Origin of the sequence: Paenibacillus sp. FSL R5-0473 (assembly GCF_038004565.1) — a bacterium.
Taxonomy (GTDB): Bacteria; Bacillota; Bacilli; order Paenibacillales; family Paenibacillaceae; genus Paenibacillus; species Paenibacillus amylolyticus.
On the sequence record NZ_JBBORL010000001.1, the window covers coordinates 500164 to 517847 of the forward strand.

General features: G+C 46.5%; 19 protein-coding genes and 1 other annotated feature. All 19 genes read left to right on the forward strand.

Annotation, left to right across the window (positions count from 1 at the left end):
• Positions 1-30: 30 nt before the first annotated feature.
• The 19 genes from mreC (at position 31) to MKY28_RS02390 (ending at position 17441) form a co-directional block, all read left to right on the forward strand.
• Positions 31-903: a rod shape-determining protein MreC gene (mreC, locus tag MKY28_RS02300; protein WP_076253325.1), complete on the forward strand. Its 873-nt coding sequence runs from the start codon at positions 31-33 to the stop codon at positions 901-903.
• Positions 903-1436, forward strand: coding sequence for a rod shape-determining protein MreD (gene mreD, locus MKY28_RS02305; protein ID WP_036673543.1), 534 nt, complete (start codon positions 903-905; stop codon positions 1434-1436). Before mreC ends, mreD begins: the two co-directional genes overlap by 1 nt.
• Before the next feature lie 74 nt (positions 1437-1510).
• Positions 1511-2173 carry a septum site-determining protein MinC gene (gene minC, locus MKY28_RS02310; RefSeq protein ID WP_017692615.1) on the forward strand — a complete coding sequence of 221 codons (663 nt, stop codon included), beginning with the start codon at positions 1511-1513 and terminating at the stop codon, positions 2171-2173.
• A 3-nt stretch (positions 2174-2176) separates the two neighbouring features.
• Positions 2177-2971 (forward strand): septum site-determining protein MinD, encoded by a 795-nt coding sequence (gene minD / locus MKY28_RS02315; RefSeq protein WP_017692616.1) that lies wholly within the window; start codon positions 2177-2179, stop codon positions 2969-2971.
• A gap of 149 nt (positions 2972-3120) precedes the next feature.
• A complete protein-coding gene (locus tag MKY28_RS02320) occupies positions 3121-3972 on the forward strand; it encodes a M23 family metallopeptidase (protein WP_076320302.1) in 852 nt (283 codons plus the stop codon).
• On the forward strand, positions 3965-4825 hold the full coding sequence (locus tag MKY28_RS02325) for a M50 family metallopeptidase (protein ID WP_076329937.1): 861 nt from the start codon (positions 3965-3967) through the stop codon (positions 4823-4825). Before MKY28_RS02320 ends, MKY28_RS02325 begins: the two co-directional genes overlap by 8 nt.
• A gap of 106 nt (positions 4826-4931) precedes the next feature.
• On the forward strand, positions 4932-6182 hold the full coding sequence (locus MKY28_RS02330; protein ID WP_036605911.1) for an Rne/Rng family ribonuclease: 1251 nt from the start codon (positions 4932-4934) through the stop codon (positions 6180-6182).
• A gap of 56 nt (positions 6183-6238) precedes the next feature.
• Positions 6239-6323 (forward strand) — a sequence feature (ribosomal protein L21 leader region).
• A 14-nt stretch (positions 6324-6337) separates the two neighbouring features.
• Positions 6338-6649, forward strand: a complete 312-nt coding sequence (rplU, locus tag MKY28_RS02335; RefSeq protein WP_017692620.1) for a 50S ribosomal protein L21 — start codon at positions 6338-6340, stop codon at positions 6647-6649.
• A 14-nt stretch (positions 6650-6663) separates the two neighbouring features.
• The gene (locus tag MKY28_RS02340; protein ID WP_340934684.1) at positions 6664-6993 is read left to right on the forward strand and encodes a ribosomal-processing cysteine protease Prp; all 330 of its coding nucleotides are present in this window, start codon (positions 6664-6666) and stop codon (positions 6991-6993) included.
• Positions 6994-7016: 23 nt separating this feature from the next.
• Positions 7017-7328 (forward strand): 50S ribosomal protein L27, encoded by a 312-nt coding sequence (rpmA, locus tag MKY28_RS02345; RefSeq protein ID WP_017692622.1) that lies wholly within the window; start codon positions 7017-7019, stop codon positions 7326-7328.
• A 90-nt stretch (positions 7329-7418) separates the two neighbouring features.
• Positions 7419-8216, forward strand: coding sequence for a Spo0B domain-containing protein (locus MKY28_RS02350; protein ID WP_235193928.1), 798 nt, complete (start codon positions 7419-7421; stop codon positions 8214-8216).
• A gap of 17 nt (positions 8217-8233) precedes the next feature.
• On the forward strand, positions 8234-9544 hold the full coding sequence (gene obgE / locus MKY28_RS02355; protein ID WP_036673545.1) for a GTPase ObgE: 1311 nt from the start codon (positions 8234-8236) through the stop codon (positions 9542-9544).
• A gap of 229 nt (positions 9545-9773) precedes the next feature.
• Positions 9774-10211, forward strand: a complete 438-nt coding sequence (locus tag MKY28_RS02360) for an ACT domain-containing protein (RefSeq protein ID WP_017692625.1) — start codon at positions 9774-9776, stop codon at positions 10209-10211.
• Between the two features lie 58 nt (positions 10212-10269).
• Complete coding sequence (locus MKY28_RS02365) at positions 10270-11556, forward strand: homoserine dehydrogenase (RefSeq protein WP_017692626.1); 1287 nt, start codon at positions 10270-10272, stop codon at positions 11554-11556.
• A gap of 123 nt (positions 11557-11679) precedes the next feature.
• Positions 11680-12750 carry a threonine synthase gene (gene thrC / locus MKY28_RS02370; RefSeq protein WP_036673546.1) on the forward strand — a complete coding sequence of 357 codons (1071 nt, stop codon included), beginning with the start codon at positions 11680-11682 and terminating at the stop codon, positions 12748-12750.
• Positions 12747-13715: a homoserine kinase gene (gene thrB, locus MKY28_RS02375; protein ID WP_340028530.1), complete on the forward strand. Its 969-nt coding sequence runs from the start codon at positions 12747-12749 to the stop codon at positions 13713-13715. The genes thrC and thrB overlap by 4 nt, the downstream gene beginning before the upstream one ends.
• A complete protein-coding gene (gene pheA / locus MKY28_RS02380) occupies positions 13712-14584 on the forward strand; it encodes a prephenate dehydratase (protein ID WP_340934692.1) in 873 nt (290 codons plus the stop codon). The genes thrB and pheA overlap by 4 nt, the downstream gene beginning before the upstream one ends.
• A 148-nt stretch (positions 14585-14732) precedes the next feature.
• Positions 14733-15617 (forward strand): branched-chain-amino-acid transaminase, encoded by an 885-nt coding sequence (gene ilvE, locus MKY28_RS02385; RefSeq protein ID WP_017692630.1) that lies wholly within the window; start codon positions 14733-14735, stop codon positions 15615-15617.
• A gap of 195 nt (positions 15618-15812) precedes the next feature.
• Positions 15813-17441: a LysM peptidoglycan-binding domain-containing protein gene (locus MKY28_RS02390; protein ID WP_340934694.1), complete on the forward strand. Its 1629-nt coding sequence runs from the start codon at positions 15813-15815 to the stop codon at positions 17439-17441.
• The last annotated feature ends 243 nt before the right edge of the window (positions 17442-17684 follow it).

The following is a 17684-nucleotide window of genomic DNA, read 5'->3' on the forward strand; positions in this document are numbered from 1 at the left end:
TGGCTCGGAAGAGAATATGGATGTTAGAGGGTGTTCGAACTGTTTAAACTGCTAGGCAACAAAAGACTTTTTGTTTTGCTGGTGGGCCTTGTTACATTTATCGCGTTAATGGGCTTTACGCTCAGTCCGCGAACCACTCTATCCTGGCCGGAGAAATTCCTGAAGGATTCAGTTGGATTTGTACAATACGTATTTTACAAGCCCGCTTCCTATGTAGCGGGCTTTTTCAAAGATGTAGCGAACATGCGTACGGTATATGAAGAGAATGAAGAGCTTCGCATCGCGATGGGTCACTATACCCGGGATCGGCTGAAGTACAATGATATGGAGCAAGTGAATGAGCAGCTTCAGAAAGCGCTCAATTTCACAGAAGAACAGAAGAATCGCTATAATTACGGTTCACGAATTGCTCAGGTTATCAGTGCCAATTCGGATCCAAATAGCAGAACCATTAACATTGATATCGGTGAAAATGCGGGAATCAAGCCGGGGATGGCCGTTACCTCCCAGGAAGGGCTGGTCGGCGTGATCAGTCATGTCAGCTCATATACATCAACGGTTAATCTGTTAACGTCCATGGACGCCAATGATCCGACATCCAATGCCATTGCAGCAACGGCGGTAGGTAAAGAGAAAGTGTTTGGTATGATTGAGAGCTACGATCCGAAGACGGGCATGCTCAAGATGACCAAAATCTCGGAGGATTCTAATATCAAAGAGGATGATGAGATTATCTCCTCCGGAATTATTAACAATTTTCCGAAGTACATGCGGATTGGTGAAGTGGAAAAGGTTGAAGTTGGGGAGTACGGTTTAACGCGAACTGCGATTATCAAACCATACGCAAGCTTCCTTGATTGGAAAGAGCTGATTGTCATTATCCCGCCTGAGGTAAAAGAATAATGGTAACACGTAAGCAAGTTTTGTTCCTGTTACTATTCCTTTTGTTCATTGCGGAAGGCACAATTTTGCCACTGCTCATCCCTTCTGGCTGGCAGATGCGTATTTCTGCCAATCTGGTCTATATCGTAATTTTGTTTATCGCTGTATATCATCATCGACACACGGCACTAGTACTCGGTATATTTTTTGGACTATTGCATGACGTTGTATTCTACGGCGAGATGATTGGACCTTATGGATTCTCGATGGGATTATCGGCATATATGATGGGACTCATTTTTCAAGCACCTCGTGCACCCTTGCCGGTTATGGTATCGGTTGTCATTTTGGGAAGTCTGCTTAATGACACCATGCTATTTTTCCTGTACAAGCTCTTCCAACTTAACCACGTGACGTTTGACTGGGCGTTGATTGAATACATGATTCCTAATTTGTTCATTCATTTTGTGTTTGCCTTGATCATTTATGTCCCCCTTCGGAAACAACTGGAGCGGATCGGCAAGAGACGGAGCAAGACAGAAGAAGCTTCCTAAATACATTTATGGAGCGCAAAGCAGGAACTTGGGGCCCCGGGCACGAAATGTAATGAGATGGGAGGGACAGGCTTATGACGGTAAAATCGAATCACGTAACGATTAAAGGCATCCGAGACGGCCTGGTTTTCCTGTTGGACGATCAATGTGAATTCGAGGAATTGCTCTATGAGCTCCGCTATAAGCTGGAACACAGCCATCAAAATATTTTGACCGGACCGATTGTTCATGTGGATATCAAGTTGGGTGCCCGCGAAGTGACAGAGGACCAGAAAGAAGCAATCCTCGATATATTGAAGCAAAAAGGGAATCTGCTTATTCGATCCATCGACTCACCTGCACTCCAACCGGAGGTTAAAGGACCACCGCCGATTGTAACCATGTGTGGTATGGTGCGTTCAGGTCAGGTGCTTCATCATGAAGGAAATCTCCTGTTTCTTGGGGATATCAATCCGGGGGGCACAGTGACGTGTACCGGAGATATATATGTGTTGGGTTCACTCAGAGGTATGGCTCATGCCGGAATTGGCGGGGACGAGGAAGCGATCATTGCCGCTTCGGTATTTGCACCGACGCAGCTACGGATTGCGGATATCATCAGTCGTCCTCCCGATGAATGGGAGAGCCGAGAGACCGGAATGGAATTTGCTTACTTACAGGACAATCAGATGCAGATAGACAAAATGAGCAATATCGTTCGGTTACGCCGAGATTTTAATGTGTTTAAAGGAGTGTAGCTCATGGGAGAGGCGATCGTGATCACTTCGGGTAAAGGCGGCGTGGGTAAAACAACCACCTCGGCAAACATCGGGACAGCGCTGGCGCTGCTCGGCAAAAAGGTTTGTCTGGTAGATACCGATATCGGCCTTCGTAATTTGGATGTCGTGATGGGACTCGAAAACCGTATTATTTACGATCTGTGCGACGTTGCGGACGGCCGCTGCCGTCTGAATCAGGCTTTGGTCAAAGACAAGCGTTTCGAAGAATTATATATGTTGCCTGCGGCGCAGACGAGAGACAAAAACTCAGTGTCGCCAGAACAGGTCAAGGATATTATCCTTGAATTGAAAAAAGATTTTGAATACGTCATTATTGATTGCCCAGCCGGCATAGAGCAGGGTTTCAAAAATGCGGTAGCAGGAGCAGATCAGGCCATCGTGGTCACTACACCGGAAAATGCTGCAGTACGTGATGCGGATCGTGTCATCGGCCTGCTGGAGAGTTCGCACATTCAATCACCAAAGCTGGTGGTGAATCGAATTCGTAATAATATGGTTAAATCGGGTGACATGTTAGATATCGATGGTATTTTACAAGTACTTAATATTGACCTGATTGGCATCGTGCCTGATGATGAACTGGTCATCAAAGCGGCCAATTCAGGAGAACCTACGGTCATGAATCCGGATTCACTTGCGGCAATTGCGTATCGCAACATTGCACGACGCATTCTGGGAGATACGGTCCCATTGATGCAGCTGGAGCAGAAAAAGGGCGCTTTTACTCGTTTCAAAAAGTTCTTGGGAATGGGTTAACTCATTTAAATGGACTTATTCATTATCTGATTACATGACAGCCGTGGCTTATAGCCCGGCTTTTTTTGTTACCTGCGGGCAGGCTTGTTCATATTATCAACCACCTCTTCATAGGATGTAGTAAACAAGCCTCGGCGGGAGGACATTCCATGAACACGAAACTCAGAATCAAGCAGAGACGAGAAGAACGTATCCGGCGACTGATGGATGGTGCCACTGTGGAGGTCTTACAGGAGCAGAAATTAGGTTCACTGTTGGACAAGAATGAGATCATACACCCAAAACCATTTACGCCGCCTAGTGAGGGGACACAGGAAAGAGATCCGGAATGGTTGTGGAAAAAAGAGAATGGTCATTTCGTTCCAGGGGGGCATTCGAGATTTAACCTGTTCAAGTCACTTCTCAAACGGACGGTTATTAGCGCTTTGATATTTGGCGGAGTATGGGGTCTATTTCAGTTGGATACATCGTGGACGACATCACCCAAAACAGTAATTGCGGATGCACTCCATCGGGATATGGATTTTGCCTCAGCAGCGGCTTGGTATGAACGGCATTTTGGAGGAACGCCTTCGTTTCTTCCGGTCCTCGGACATACGACGGATGCTGTGAACGGATTGAAAGTAAGGCAGTTGCTGGGCAAACCGATCTCAGGCACGGTGGTTCAGCCATTTGCGCTGAGCATGAAGGGAATTGAGATCGTTCCGGATGCCGCAGGTGCAGAACTTATACAGGTCGCAAGTTCTGATGCTGGGCGTGTAATGGAGGTTATCGGAGATGCAGCAAGTGGATTCACAGTTGTCATCCAACATACAGGCAATGTCACGGCAATATACGGTCGGCTGAACGAAAGTGAAGTGAGCGTGAATGATTGGGTGGAAGCGGGGAATCCAGTGGGGAGTCTCAAGGCTACGGGTGGTGAACAACCGGCCACGCTCTATTTTGCAGTCAAAGAGGGGGAGGAGTACGTAGACCCGGCGGAAGTTGTTGCCCTTGATTAGGGTGTGGGGAGTCCGTATTACGTTTCATCCGTTTTTTGTAATTATCATGATGGCCTCCCTTCTGACTGGACATTTTATTGAACTTATTACGTTGTTTGCTATCGTATTCATTCATGAATGTGGACATGCTGCGGCAGCGGCACTTCTGGGCTATCGTGTCTTGTCGATCCAGATGCTTCCTTTTGGAGGAGTAGCGGTTATTGAAGATGGAGGTACGATCACGGCCTACCGGGAAATCATGATTGCTCTCGCTGGTCCATTACAAAACATCCTGATGGTTGGCGTGGTTATGCTGTTACAGTATGGCAATCTGGGCGATCCGGTATTTCTCAACTATATCATTCAGGGGAACCTGCTCATTGCTCTCTTTAATCTGCTGCCTGTACTTCCTCTGGACGGAGGTAAAATTGTTCAGGCACTTGTCAGTCTGTGGGCACCCTACTATACAACATTAATGTGGACTTACAGAATTAGCATTCTGTGTAGCGTAGGGGTTATTTTATATGCTATCAGCCGATGGTTTACTGGAGACTACGGCCTACCGCTCAACATTCTGTTAATCGGCCTTTTTTTGTTCTATTCCAACGTAACGGATTACAGAAATGTGCCCTATCGCTTTATTCGTTTTCTGATGAATCGAGAGGGTGCGTTTGCTCGTCACGCGGCTACTGGCAGTTTGGCGCAGCCAATAATCTCATTCCCGGCGAAACCTTTGGACACTATTTTGCGTCTATTAAAGAGAGAAAGATACCATATGGTATACGTGATGAACAGACAGGGTCGAATTATGGCCGTCTTGCCTGAGCAACGGATTATCGGTTCCTATTTTCAACAAAATGGTAATAAATTGTAGTGTTCTGGTGGACCTGTTCTGAAATGGGTTAATATATGTACAATGAGAACTGAAAAGATACTGAAATGGATGTGGATGATTTGAATTGTCTTCTAGAGGTGAAGCCATGAAACAAATGATAGTACATAATGAACATAACCTCATGCAAATGGCGCTTCTGGAAGAAGGCAAAGCTGTGGAATTTACGGCAGAGCGTACACGTGATCGTGGACTGCTGGGTTCCTTTTTCAAGGGACGGGTCGTGAATGTGTTACCAGGTATGCAAGCTGCTTTTGTGGATATTGGTCAGAAAAAGAATGCGTTTCTCTATGTGGACGATGTGTTGCATCCCCATCTGGAGAAACAGCCCAAGGTGAAGCCTTCCATCTCGGAGTTGCTTCGTCCGGGTCAGGAAGTCATTGTTCAGGTTCTGAAAGAACCGGTAGGAGGCAAGGGAGCCCGGGTGACGACTCATTATTCACTCCCGGGCCGTTGGCTTGTCTACATGCCTGTTGCTGACTATGTAGCGGTATCCAAGAAAATTGCCCGTGAAGGGGATCGTTCCCGTCTTAAGGCACTTGGGGAGCAACTGAGGCGGGATGAAGAAGGACTTATTATTCGGACCGTATCTGGAGAAGAGCAGCATGAAGCCATTAAGTCGGACTTGGAAACATTACGCGCGCAGTGGTATCTGATTCGTGAAAAAGCGGACAGTTTGCCTTCACCAAGCCTCTTGCATAGGGATCATAGCATGGTACAGCGAATCATCAGAGATGTGTATACGCCAGGGAGTGACGAAGTCATCACTGATAGTGAAGGACAAGCTCGTGAAGTAAAAGCATTGCTCGAAGAGATTAGTCCTGGTCATCAACCCAAAGTACAGGTGTATCGGGGAACAGAATCCATCTTTGCTGCCTATGGTGTGCAGGAACAGTTGAATAAGGATTTTGCTCGGAAAGTGTGGTTGCCCGGAGGCGGATACATTGTCATTGATCATACCGAAGCTCTGACTGTAGTGGATGTGAACACAGGCAAATATACGGGAGCTGGCGGTGACAGTCTGGAAGAGACCGTGACAGAGACCAACATACAAGCAGCAGTGGAGATTGCTCGTCTGATGCGCCTGCGAGATATCGGTGGCATGATTATTGTCGACTTTATTGATATGGAGGAAGCTTCGAATCGGCATGAAGTCGCGGCAACCTTGGAGGGTGAGCTCAAGAAGGATCGGACCAAAGCGTTTGTAATGGGTTGGACCAAGCTGGGTTTGCTCGAACTTACCCGTAAGAAAGTGCGGGAAGAAAGTACGTTGCCCTATGTGGAGCCGTGTTCTTCCTGTCATGGTACGGGAAAAAGATATATTTCACCATTGCATTGATTTTTGATATATTGCGTGATATAATCTTCAAGTATGTGTTTAGCCTAATGGTCTTGCACATGCTGTAACCGCACTGGCCGGGTATAAGAACAGTTCCGCAAGGACACTGTCACCTGAGAACGGGCGAGTCTGAGACATGAGGAGGTGCAAGGCAAATGTACGCAATTATTGAAACAGGCGGCAAACAGTACAAAGTCCAAGAGGGCGATGTTCTGTTCATCGAGAAATTGACTGCGAACGATGGCGAAAGCGTAACGTTCGACCGTGTCCTGGCTGTATCTAACGATCAAGGTTTGACAGCAGGTACACCATTGATTTCTGGAGCTACTGTAACGGCTAAAGTGGAGAAACATGGCAAAGGACAAAAGGTTATCGTATACAAATACAAACCTAAAAAGAACTACCATGTGAAGCAAGGTCACCGTCAACCGTACACTAAAGTAACTATCGAAACAATCAAAGCGTAAAGAAGGTGCGATAAGTGATTATCGTTCAAATCTTTCGTGATGAGGACGGGAACATCGAACGTTTTTCCATTGAAGGGCATGCTAATTTTGCCAAGCGGGGAGAAGACATCGTATGTGCCGGGGTATCCGCTGTTACAGTGGGTACGGTGAACTCGATTGAAACATTGACCGGTGTCGAAATGGATGCCAAGATGAAGAATGGCTTTTTAAGCGGTTCTTTACCTTTGTTAGAGAGAGGGGAAACCTGGTCCCAGGTACAATTGTTACTCGAATCCATGGTGGTTATGCTCTCTAATATTGTAGAGTCATACGGGAAGTATATTAAAATACAGCAATTCAAATAAGCAAAGAAGGAGGACAACCAATCATGTTGAAATTAAATCTTCAGTTATTCGCATCGAAAAAAGGTGTAGGTTCCACGAAGAACGGACGTGACAGTAATGCTCAACGTCTGGGTGTTAAACGTGCTGATGGTCAAACTGTAACTGGTGGTAGCATTCTCGTTCGCCAACGCGGAACGAAAATTCACCCAGGAACTAACGTTGGCATCGGTAAAGATGACACTTTGTTCGCGAAAATCGACGGCGTTGTAAAATTCGAACGTTGGGGACGCGATCGCAAAAAAGTAAGCATCTACCCTGTTAATGTTGCTCCTGTAGCAGCAGCAGTAGAAGCGTAATATCGGCATTCCGCCTAAGGAGCCTTCGGCATTTTTGCCGAAGGTTTTTTGTATTCAACGGTTATTCGATAATGAACTGGCAGAAAAGACATGTTATACTTGGTTACGGTGGGTGTAGACCAACCGAGTTTTGTAGAACGGGGAGAAGCCATGAAATCTTGGAAAAGAGTGCCGTGGATTGCGGCATGTTCACTTCTGATTCCTTTGGTTTTCGTTATGTTGTATCCGGCGATGATCTCAAGCGTCGTGTGCGCATTGTGGTCCGTCGCAGTATTGCTCATTTCTGTGAATGCGATGAAGAAACAGGCGGAGGCGGAACGCAGAGCCATCATACAATCCATGGAAAAAACAGCAATTGCTTCATTAAATCATCATCGACACGACTGGATGAACGACCTTCAGGTGTTATATGGATATCTTCGGCTGGGCAAACTTGATAAATCCTTGCAATGTGTGGAAAGAATAAAAGAGCGGGTTACAGAAGAAAGCCGAATCTCCAGATTAGGTATTCCTTCCCTCGTATTTTATCTTCAGTCTTTTCGTGCCAGTGGAATTGCGCTGGACTTGCATGTGGAAATAGAAGATGAGTTGCAGCTTAGTGCTCTGGTCTCTCCCGAGGATGGCGAGTCACTTACCGGGGCGATTGCTGATGCAATCAGGGCCTATCAATATGGCGGCGGCCGGTCTTCTTGGGGAGAGGTTCGCAAACTGACCTTAAACTTCGGACAGGATCATGGAGATGTGGTTGTCCGACTGGACGGGGATCAAACACCCGATCCGGAAACACTGCGGCAGCTTACTGCCGTACTCAAAGGAAAAAAAGTCAGAACGGAGCAGTTTCCGTCTGAGGATACGTTTATACAATTCAGAATGCCGTGTGGAATATAGGAAGAAGGGGTTAACCAATGTTTGTAGATAAAGCGAAGATTTATGTAAAAGCCGGAGATGGAGGGGACGGAATTATTTCGTTCCGTCGTGAGAAGTATGTACCAAACGGCGGACCTGCCGGGGGCGATGGAGGCAGAGGAGCTGACATCATTTTCCGCGTGGATGAAGGTTTGCGTACGTTGATGGATTTTCGTTACCAGCGTCACTTTAAGGCCCCACGTGGTGAGAAGGGACGTAACAAAAGTCAGCATGGTGCAAACGCGGAGAACATGATTGTGCGCATTCCACCAGGAACTATCATCTTGGATGAAGACAGTGGAGAAGTACTGGCGGATATGACACGTCACGGTCAACAGGTTGTTATTGCTCGTGGTGGTCGGGGCGGACGAGGGAACATCCGATTTGCTACACCGAACAATCCTGCACCTGAACTTGCTGAGAACGGTGAAGAAGGACAAGAGCGATACATCGTACTCGAACTGAAAGTTATGGCAGATGTTGGTCTGGTTGGTTTCCCGAGTGTCGGGAAATCCACATTGCTTTCTGTCGTTTCGTCAGCCAAGCCAAAGATCGGGGCATACCATTTCACAACCATTACACCGAATCTGGGTGTAGTCGGTGTAGGAGAAGGCCGAAGCTTTGTCATGGCTGATCTGCCTGGACTGATTGAAGGTGCGCATGAAGGAGTCGGACTGGGACATGAGTTCCTGCGTCATGTCGAGCGTACTCGTATTATTGTTCATGTCGTAGATATGTCGGGTTCGGAAGGACGCGATCCTTTTGAAGACTGGCAGAAAATCAATGACGAATTGAAGTTGTACAATCCGCTTCTCGCCGAGAGAACGCAAGTTGTAGCAGCTAACAAGATGGATATGCCAGACTCTGAAGCGAACCTGGAGCAATTTTTACAGCAAGTTCGTGAAGTGCAACCTGATATTGAAGTGATGCCAATTTCATCCTTGACTCGTAAAGGGATTCAAGAACTTCTGTATCGTGCAGCTGATCTGCTGGATCAGGCTCCAGACGAACGAGTGGTTGAAGAGGTAGCAGATGTATCTGAACGCAAAGTATACAGTCTGGACAAAAAAGAAGACGATGGTTTCAAAATTGTGCGTGAGAACGAAATGTTCGTTGTCGAAAGTGCCAAGATTGACCGCATGATGAAACGGATGCAACTGAACTCGCACGAGGCTATACTGAAACTCGCACGTACACTGCGTTATATGGGTGTGGATGCTGAGTTGCGTAAGCGCGGAGCTGTAGAAGGCACCATCGTTCGTATTGGAGACTTTGAATTCGAATTCGTGGAAGGTAGCAGTTACTACTAAGTAGCCGTCTTCCGTGGAGAGACAGATTGATATAGGAACGCAGAGAAGTGGGAAGTTGACCCGCAACTCTGCGTTTTTTTTGTTTTTTCCTGACATGGGAGAGGGATAAACTTGTATACTGTGAGGAACGTATTTCAAAAAATAGGCGTGTCATGTATTGCCCTTTTGTCATAGATCCTATATAATGTCCACTATATGAATACATGAGTCTTTGAGGAGAGGACGTTCTGTGAACGAACGCTATTACTTAGTACGGGAAGATATTTTACCAGAGGCAGTGGTGAAGACCATGCAGGTAAAAGAACTACTGGCTTCTGGGGATGTTAAAACAGTGCATGAGGCGGTTGAACAGGTCGGATTAAGCCGGAGTGCCTTTTACAAGTACAAAGATGGAATTCATCTGATCAACCAGCTTGAGCGCGAGAGAATTGTAACGATCTCCATTGATCTGGAGCATCAGTCGGGGATATTGTCTCGTGTGCTTGGACATGTAGCTGGTTATGGAGCTAATGTACTCACGATTAATCAGAGTATCCCGCTTCAGGGAAGAGCCAATGTTGTCATTTCGGTGGAAACAACACATCTTCATGGCGAAATTGGTGAAATGCTGGATCGAATGCAAGATATGCCTGGAGTAAGACGTACACGTATTGTAGGCCAAGGGTAATTAGGCTTTAACATACAGGACTGACGGACAAGAATAGACATTAGGGGGTAGATCGTTAGTGAAACCGGTAAAAGTCGGATTGTTGGGTCTGGGAACTGTCGGAACGGGAGTCGTTCGCATTGTGGAAGGGAATCAGGAGGATCTGAGCAGTCAGGTTGGATCGCCGATTGTCATCGAGAAGATCGCAGTGAAAAATACAGAGAAAGAACGTGTTATTGCTGTAGACCGTGCCAAGCTTACGGAAGATCCTTGGGAAGTCATTCGTCATCCGGATATTGATGTTATCGTTGAAGTCATGGGCGGCATTGATCAGACGAAGGAGTATATTCTTGAAGCGTTGGAACGTGGGAAACATATCGTAACAGCAAACAAAGATCTCATGGCACTGCATGGTACAGAGATTTTGGCGAAGGCACAGGAAAAACAATGTGACGTGTTCTATGAGGCGAGTGTTGCTGGAGGGATTCCGATCATTCGTACGCTGATTGAAGGTTTCTCTTCTGATCGGATTACCCGCATTATGGGGATTGTGAACGGAACAACGAACTTTATTCTGACCAAAATGAGTCAGGAAGGTGCATCCTATGAAGAAGTACTGGCTGAAGCACAGGCTCTGGGATATGCCGAATCGGATCCAACTTCCGATGTGGAGGGACTTGACGCAGCTCGCAAAATGGCGATCTTGAGTACACTCGGTTTCCGCACCAATGTGGAGTTGAAGGATGTAACCGTTAAAGGAATATCCTCCGTAACTCGTGAAGACATTATGTATGCCAAAAGATTGGGCTATGAGATGAAGTTACTTGGTATTGCGGACCGTATTGGCGATGAGATCACGATCAGCGTTCAGCCGACAATGGTTAGACAGAATCACCCGATTGCTTCAGTCAACGGTGTGTTCAACGCAGTATATGTACACGGTGAAGCTGTAGGGGAGACGATGTTCTACGGTGCGGGTGCGGGAGAACTCCCAACGGCAACTTCGGTTGTAGCTGACATTGTGGCGGTTACCAAAAACCTTAAACTTGGCGTGAACGGTCTCAAAGCAATTGTGCCTTATAAGATTAAACGACTACAAAGCGACGAGCAGATCGTGTCAAAAAACTTTATTTTACTACACGTAGACGACAAAGCCGGTGTATTGGCACAAATCACACAAATTTTCGCAGAATATGATGTCAGTCTGGCATCGGTTGTTCAACAGCCGAATGAGCACAACCCGGATGCCGAGATCATTATCGTTACACATAATGCAAGTAAGGCAAGCATGGATAAAGTGTTAAAACATTTTGAATCACTCAGCGTCATTCGCCGCATTAAGAGTGTTTACCGGGTCGAAGGATAATTGTCCTTAACCCATACGGCCATACGGCATCTCAATTATTTCAGTTATAACGTATAAGTTAATCATATCCGGTTCAACAGGTCATCATTTCAGATTATTAAAACATAAAGGAGTTTACCCATAATGAGATATCAAGGACTTTTGCAAACGTACAGAGAGCACCTTCCAGTTAATGAAAATACACCCCTGCTTACGCTTCAGGAAGGAAATACACCGTTGATTCATGCAGAGAATCTGTCTGAGGAACTCGGTTTGAATGTTTATTTCAAGTATGAAGGTTTGAACCCTACGGGATCTTTCAAAGACCGCGGTATGGTTATGGCTGTTGCCAAAGCTATGGAAGAGGGCAGCCGTACGATCATGTGTGCATCCACAGGTAATACGTCAGCAGCTGCAGCGGCCTATGCCGCACGTGGTGGCCTCAATTGTATCGTACTGATCCCGAATAACAACATTGCACTGGGTAAACTGGCCCAAGCCATGATCTATGGAGCTAAGGTGATTGCCATCAATGGTAACTTTGACCGTGCACTGGAGATTGTGCGTGAGATCACAGCCAAACATCCGATCACGCTTGTAAACTCTGTGAATCCGTTCCGGATTGAAGGACAGAAGACAGCAGCGTTTGAAGTAATTGAACAACTTGGCGAAGCGCCTGACGTTCTGGCTATTCCAGTCGGTAATGCGGGTAATATCTCGGCTTATTGGAAAGGTTTCAAAGAATATAAAGAGGCAGGCAAGTCCAGCACGCTTCCACGTATGGTTGGTTTCGAAGCAGAAGGTGCGATGGCCATTGTCAAAGGTGAGCCGATCCTTGAACCTGAAACGGTAGCAACAGCAATTCGAATCGGTAATCCGGCGAGCTGGAAAACGGCGGTAGCTGCAGCTGAGGAATCTGGTGGACAGATCAACTATGTAACGGATGAACAAATTCTGACAGCGTATCGTACACTTGCTTCTCGGGAAGGGATTTTTGCTGAACCTGCTTCTGCGGCTTCCCTTGCCGGTGTATACAAACTGAAGAGTGAAGGGTACTTTAAAGGCGGAGAGACTGTCGTTTGTGTACTGACAGGTAATGGCCTGAAAGATCCTAATATTGCGATCAAAACAGTAGCGACTGAGCCACTTGTTGTTGAAGATACGGAAGAAGCAGTAATGGCGGCTATTGCACAACTGGAGCAGCAATCTGTATGAGTTTGCGTGAAAAGGTAACCGTAAAAATACCTGCAAGCACAGCCAATCTCGGTCCGGGGTTTGATACCCTGGGCATGGCATTGTCTTTGTATGCCTGGTTGGAAATGAAACCTGCCGAGCAGACGTCATTTCATCTTCACGGCAATCATTTGACAGGCCTGCCAACAGATAAATCGAATTTGATTTACGAAGTGGCACAGATGGTATTCAATGAAGCTGGGGTATCCATCCCTGAATTGGAGATTTCCATGTATTCCGATATTCCGCTTACGCGGGGACTCGGGAGCAGTGCATCAGCCATCGTTGGTGCATTGGCAGCAGCGAATGCATTAATTGGTTCTCCTTTATCCGATGCGAAGCTTCTGGATATGGCCACATCCCTCGAGAAGCATCCTGATAATGTGGGAGCATCTCTGTATGGCGGTATTATTACGGCTGTATGGAATGGTCAACAGGTAGATCATATACGTATTGAACCACACCAGGATCTGCAGGCTTTGGTTATTGTACCTGAATTCCAGCTGTCTACTTCAAAAGCAAGGAATGTAATTCCAGAGCAATTTGGCATGTCTGATGTGGTGTATAACATTAGCAGATCTTCACTGCTCGTTGCCGCTTTGGCGAGTGGACGACTGGATATGATTCAGAAGGCGATGTCAGATCGAATTCACCAACCATATCGGGCATCATTGGTGCCAGGCATGGCTGAGATATTGGAACATGCTGTTGATCATGGAGCGTTGGGAGCTGCCTTGAGCGGAGCTGGCCCGACCGTATTGACTTTGGTAGATCGTCATGACACCCGGAAAGCGGGATTGGAACAATATTTGCTGGACACTATGGAGCGGGAGGGCATATCTGCTTCTGCACTGTGGCTCGATCCGGATTTGGACGGTGTAACCGTGCTGCCTGATCAAGACGAACGTCCTTTTCTGGACAGAATCAAAGGGGAAGTTAATGCATGAAACGAATTGCAGTATTACCTGAAGGCTCAGTCTCTCATGAGGCAATTGATTTCCTTTTCAACGGGGAACCATTAGATTTGCTTCATTCCAAGCTGATTTCGGATGTGTTTAGAGCAACGGATAGCGGGAATGCACAATACAGCGTCATTCCGATTGAAAATACCATTGAGGGTTCCGTTAGTCTTCATATGGACTGGCTTGTAAATGAAGTGGACATTCCGATGCAAGCGGAGTGGGTATACCCATCCATCCAGAATGTCATTGGACATGGCTCGGAATTTAAGACGGAGAGCGGCGAGTATGATTTTAGTAAAATTACCAAGATCATGTCTCACCCTGTGGCTATTCCGCAGTGTCAGAATTTTATTCGGTTGCATTCACCCGGGGCGGATCTTGAAGGTGTGAACAGTACAGCCGAAGCTGTAGAAATTGTGAAAAAAAATCCAGGTAAGGGCTGGGTAGCGATTGGTACCAAACTTGCTGCTCAGAAGCATGGTCTGGACATTATGGCTGAACGGGTTACAGATCATGACAACAACTACACTCGTTTTGTGCTCATTGGCCATGAACCTGTGAACATTCCACGTGAACCGGATCATGTAAAAACCAGCTTGCTGGTGACGTTGCCAGAAGATGCACCGGGTGCATTGCATCAGGTATTGTCGGCTTTTGCATGGCGGAAGCTGAACTTGACCCGTCTCGAATCTCGTCCAACGAAGAAACGATTGGGCAGTTACTATTTTTACATTGATGTTGTGGAAACGGTCGATTCGGTATTGCTTACCGCAGCCATGGCGGAAATTGAAGCATTGAATTGTCAGGTGCGCGTTCTGGGTAGCTATCCTTGTTATACATATCCTTCGAGATAATTGACCTGATGGTGTTTGGGAATGTTAGAAGGTTGTCATAAGTCGGGGTAGAATGAGCGAGTAATGGCTTGTCATTTGGTGTACAATGGACGGGTTAATAACGTTTCGGAGTACAGGGAATGGATATTTTATGGAGGTGCAGTCATCAGTGGCAGAACAATGGATCTATTTGGATGGTCAGTATGTGACCAAGGAGAACGCAACCGTTTCGGTATATGATCATGGATTTTTGTATGGAGATGGAATTTTCGAAGGTATTCGGATCTATAACGGAAATATTTTCAGATGTAAGGCCCACTTGGATCGTTTGTATGATTCGGCAAAATCCATTAGTTTGAACATTCCGCTGTCCATTGATGAGATGCTGGAAGTCATGGCTGAAACGGTGCGCCGCAATGATATGCGTAATGGTTATATTCGTCTTATTGTATCGCGTGGCCCTGGTAATCTGGGGTTGGACCCGTTACGTTGCCCTAAGGCATCCGTAATCATCATCGTGGAGCAATTGGCGATCTATCCGGAGGAAGCGTATCTTACTGGATTGAAAGCCGTGTCGGTATCCCAACGCCGGAACATTCCAGACGCATTGAATCCAAAAATTAAATCGTTAAACTATCTGAATAACATCCTGGTTAAAATCCAGTCTAACTATTCAGGTGCTGGTGAAGCAATTATGCTGAATTCCCAAGGTTACGTAACTGAGGGTTCAAGTGATAACATCTTCATCATCAAAAATGGTGTAGTGTACACGCCGCCTTGTTATCTCGGAGCACTTGAAGGGATTACACGTCAAGCGATTATCGATCTATGTGGCGAACTGGAGCTTGAATTAAAAGAAGTGCCATTCACCCTGCATGATGTGTATATCGCAGACGAAGTCTTTTTCACCGGGACAGCTGCAGAAGTTATCGCTGCATATGAAGTCGATGGAAGAACAATTGGCACGGGAGTAGCAGGTCCGGTAACGCTGAGACTGCTGGAAGCATTCCGTCAGATTGTTGACAAAGATGGATATAAAGTGTGGGAATCTTAAGTTAGAACTGCATAACATAGGGAACAGGAATCCTCCTTGTCCGATAAAATTTTGCATACCTGGCGTATGGGGATTTTAGAGACAGGAGGATTTTTTTTGTTTAGTTGATGTCATTAGCCCGGTTTCTGCATAGGATGTAGTAACGGTATGGGCGAATGTACTGCCCAAGTATGACGTCTAGGAGGTTAGTTCCCTGTGAAAATACACATGGTGAAAAAAGGCGACACATTATATCTGCTGTCCCAAAAATACAATGTAGCGCTGGACAAATTGATCGCGGCTAATCCGCAAATCACAAATCCCGACAAGCTGGATATTGGCATGAAGGTCAAAATCCCTGCAGAGCCAGTAACACCGAAACCGGAGGGTGTGCTCCACAGTCACAAGGTGCAACAAGGAGATTCGTTATGGAAGTTGGCACAAGCCTGGGGAGTTCCTTTAAAAGACATGGTCAATGCCAATCCACAGTTGAAAAATCCGAACGCTCTGCTGGTGGGGGAGACAGTTTATATTCCATCTATGCACGCACAAGGAAACACCACATCTAATTCGGGTGCCAGTAATATTGCTGCTCATGAAAAGTTGTCACCTGAGGGTAAGGAATACACGGGAGTCAAAGAACCGGAACCACCGGCTCCAGTAGCGCCAACTCCCCCTGCTCCGGTAGCAGAGGTTCCTGTTCCTGTCCCGGTGCCTGCTCCACCACCAGCCAATACGGAGAAGCCGAATGTGAAGCCTGAACTGGAGGTACTGCCGCAGTTACCGGAGCTTCCTGAAGTGAAACCCGAAAAGGAAACGCACAAAAAAGAAGAGGTTAAACCCGAAGTTTATGTAAAACCGGTAGCAGAATCCAAGAAATACACAATGCCTAATCTTTCGCCTGAAATTATGCCTTTGCCTGTAATGCCTAATACAAAGTCTCCAACTGAGGTTGCACCAGCAACGAAAAAACCTTGTGGTTGTGGTAATAAGTTGCATCATGCGCCAGCCGAGCACCCTTATGTTCAAATCCCGGTTTCTGTACAAGAGGTGTATGGTGCTCAGCAAGACATGTACACGGCAGGAGCGAGTAACAATGCGGCGTTTCCAGGGATTCCGGAAGTTAGTCCTTATAGTGGCAGTGATCTGCCTAACAGTCCGTGGACTGGCGCGGAGCAGGGTTATAACCACAATAACGTTATGCCGAATCTGTCCGCAGACATGCAAAACAACTCATTTCCGATTGCGCCAGCTGGCGAAGTGAATAGTCCATTCCCAACATATGCAGCACCTAGTCATATGAATCATCAGCCGCCTTTCATATCTCCATACTCAATGCTTCCGTACCCTCCATGCGGATGTGGCTCACATACACATATGCCTCAGTATACTTATCCTTCTCATGGTTATCAGGATCCGGCTTGGAATATGTATGGTCCTTCGTACGGTATGCCGCCTGAAATGTCCACATCAACGATGCCAAACCAGCCTATTGAGTATGCTTATCAGAATCCGTACCCTACTCAGAACATGGTTCCCCCGTCCCCGCTTGGAGCATTTGGTGAAATGTATCCTCCTCAGGGGCAAGGGAAGGGTGGCAAAAAAGGGGGGCGTGAAGACGCTAACTTAAGTCAGGTAGCAATTGAAGAGGTTGGATCAGATTCGGAAGGGAAGTCTAAGCAAGCAGGGAATAAGCCGGCCGCTGCAAAACGCAGAACAAGCAAGGCTCCTCTGAAGAATAAATCCAAGGTATCCGTGTCCGGGAAAACATCCAGAGAGGGTGCAGCTACTTCCAACCAACGGAAATCCGATAAAAAGCGTCGTAATCCATGGATACAAAACTAACCTGAGGATTGTGATTGATGAATAAGTGAGGGACCTGTTATATAAGCGGGAAGCCAGCTCTGTAATAGAGAGCTGGCTTCCCGCTTACTTGAGTGAACATTGAGTTGCACATAACGGAGATATAGTTGCTCAGGAAATAATAGAAAGCATTTTATTAAGAAGTTATTGTAAACCCTTTCATAAATGTGTTAAAATATTTGTACCCTATGAGCATGACCTAATATGATAGGACAAGATAGGGTA

What these genes read in the sequence shown, in the direction of transcription:
- MKY28_RS02330 (WP_036605911.1), top strand. Translation starts at nt 4,932, where the DNA reads ATGAAACAAATGATAGTACATAATGAACATAACCTCATGCAAATGGCG.
- mreD (WP_036673543.1), top strand. Translation starts at nt 903, where the DNA reads ATGGTAACACGTAAGCAAGTTTTGTTCCTGTTACTATTCCTTTTGTTC.
- MKY28_RS02350 (WP_235193928.1), top strand. Translation starts at nt 7,419, where the DNA reads ATGTTATACTTGGTTACGGTGGGTGTAGACCAACCGAGTTTTGTAGAA.
- thrC (WP_036673546.1), top strand. Translation starts at nt 11,680, where the DNA reads ATGAGATATCAAGGACTTTTGCAAACGTACAGAGAGCACCTTCCAGTT.
- MKY28_RS02320 (WP_076320302.1), top strand. Translation starts at nt 3,121, where the DNA reads ATGAACACGAAACTCAGAATCAAGCAGAGACGAGAAGAACGTATCCGG.
- obgE (WP_036673545.1), top strand. Translation starts at nt 8,234, where the DNA reads ATGTTTGTAGATAAAGCGAAGATTTATGTAAAAGCCGGAGATGGAGGG.
- rplU (WP_017692620.1), top strand. Translation starts at nt 6,338, where the DNA reads ATGTACGCAATTATTGAAACAGGCGGCAAACAGTACAAAGTCCAAGAG.
- minC (WP_017692615.1), top strand. Translation starts at nt 1,511, where the DNA reads ATGACGGTAAAATCGAATCACGTAACGATTAAAGGCATCCGAGACGGC.
- thrB (WP_340028530.1), top strand. Translation starts at nt 12,747, where the DNA reads ATGAGTTTGCGTGAAAAGGTAACCGTAAAAATACCTGCAAGCACAGCC.
- rpmA (WP_017692622.1), top strand. Translation starts at nt 7,017, where the DNA reads ATGTTGAAATTAAATCTTCAGTTATTCGCATCGAAAAAAGGTGTAGGT.
- pheA (WP_340934692.1), top strand. Translation starts at nt 13,712, where the DNA reads ATGAAACGAATTGCAGTATTACCTGAAGGCTCAGTCTCTCATGAGGCA.
- minD (WP_017692616.1), top strand. Translation starts at nt 2,177, where the DNA reads ATGGGAGAGGCGATCGTGATCACTTCGGGTAAAGGCGGCGTGGGTAAA.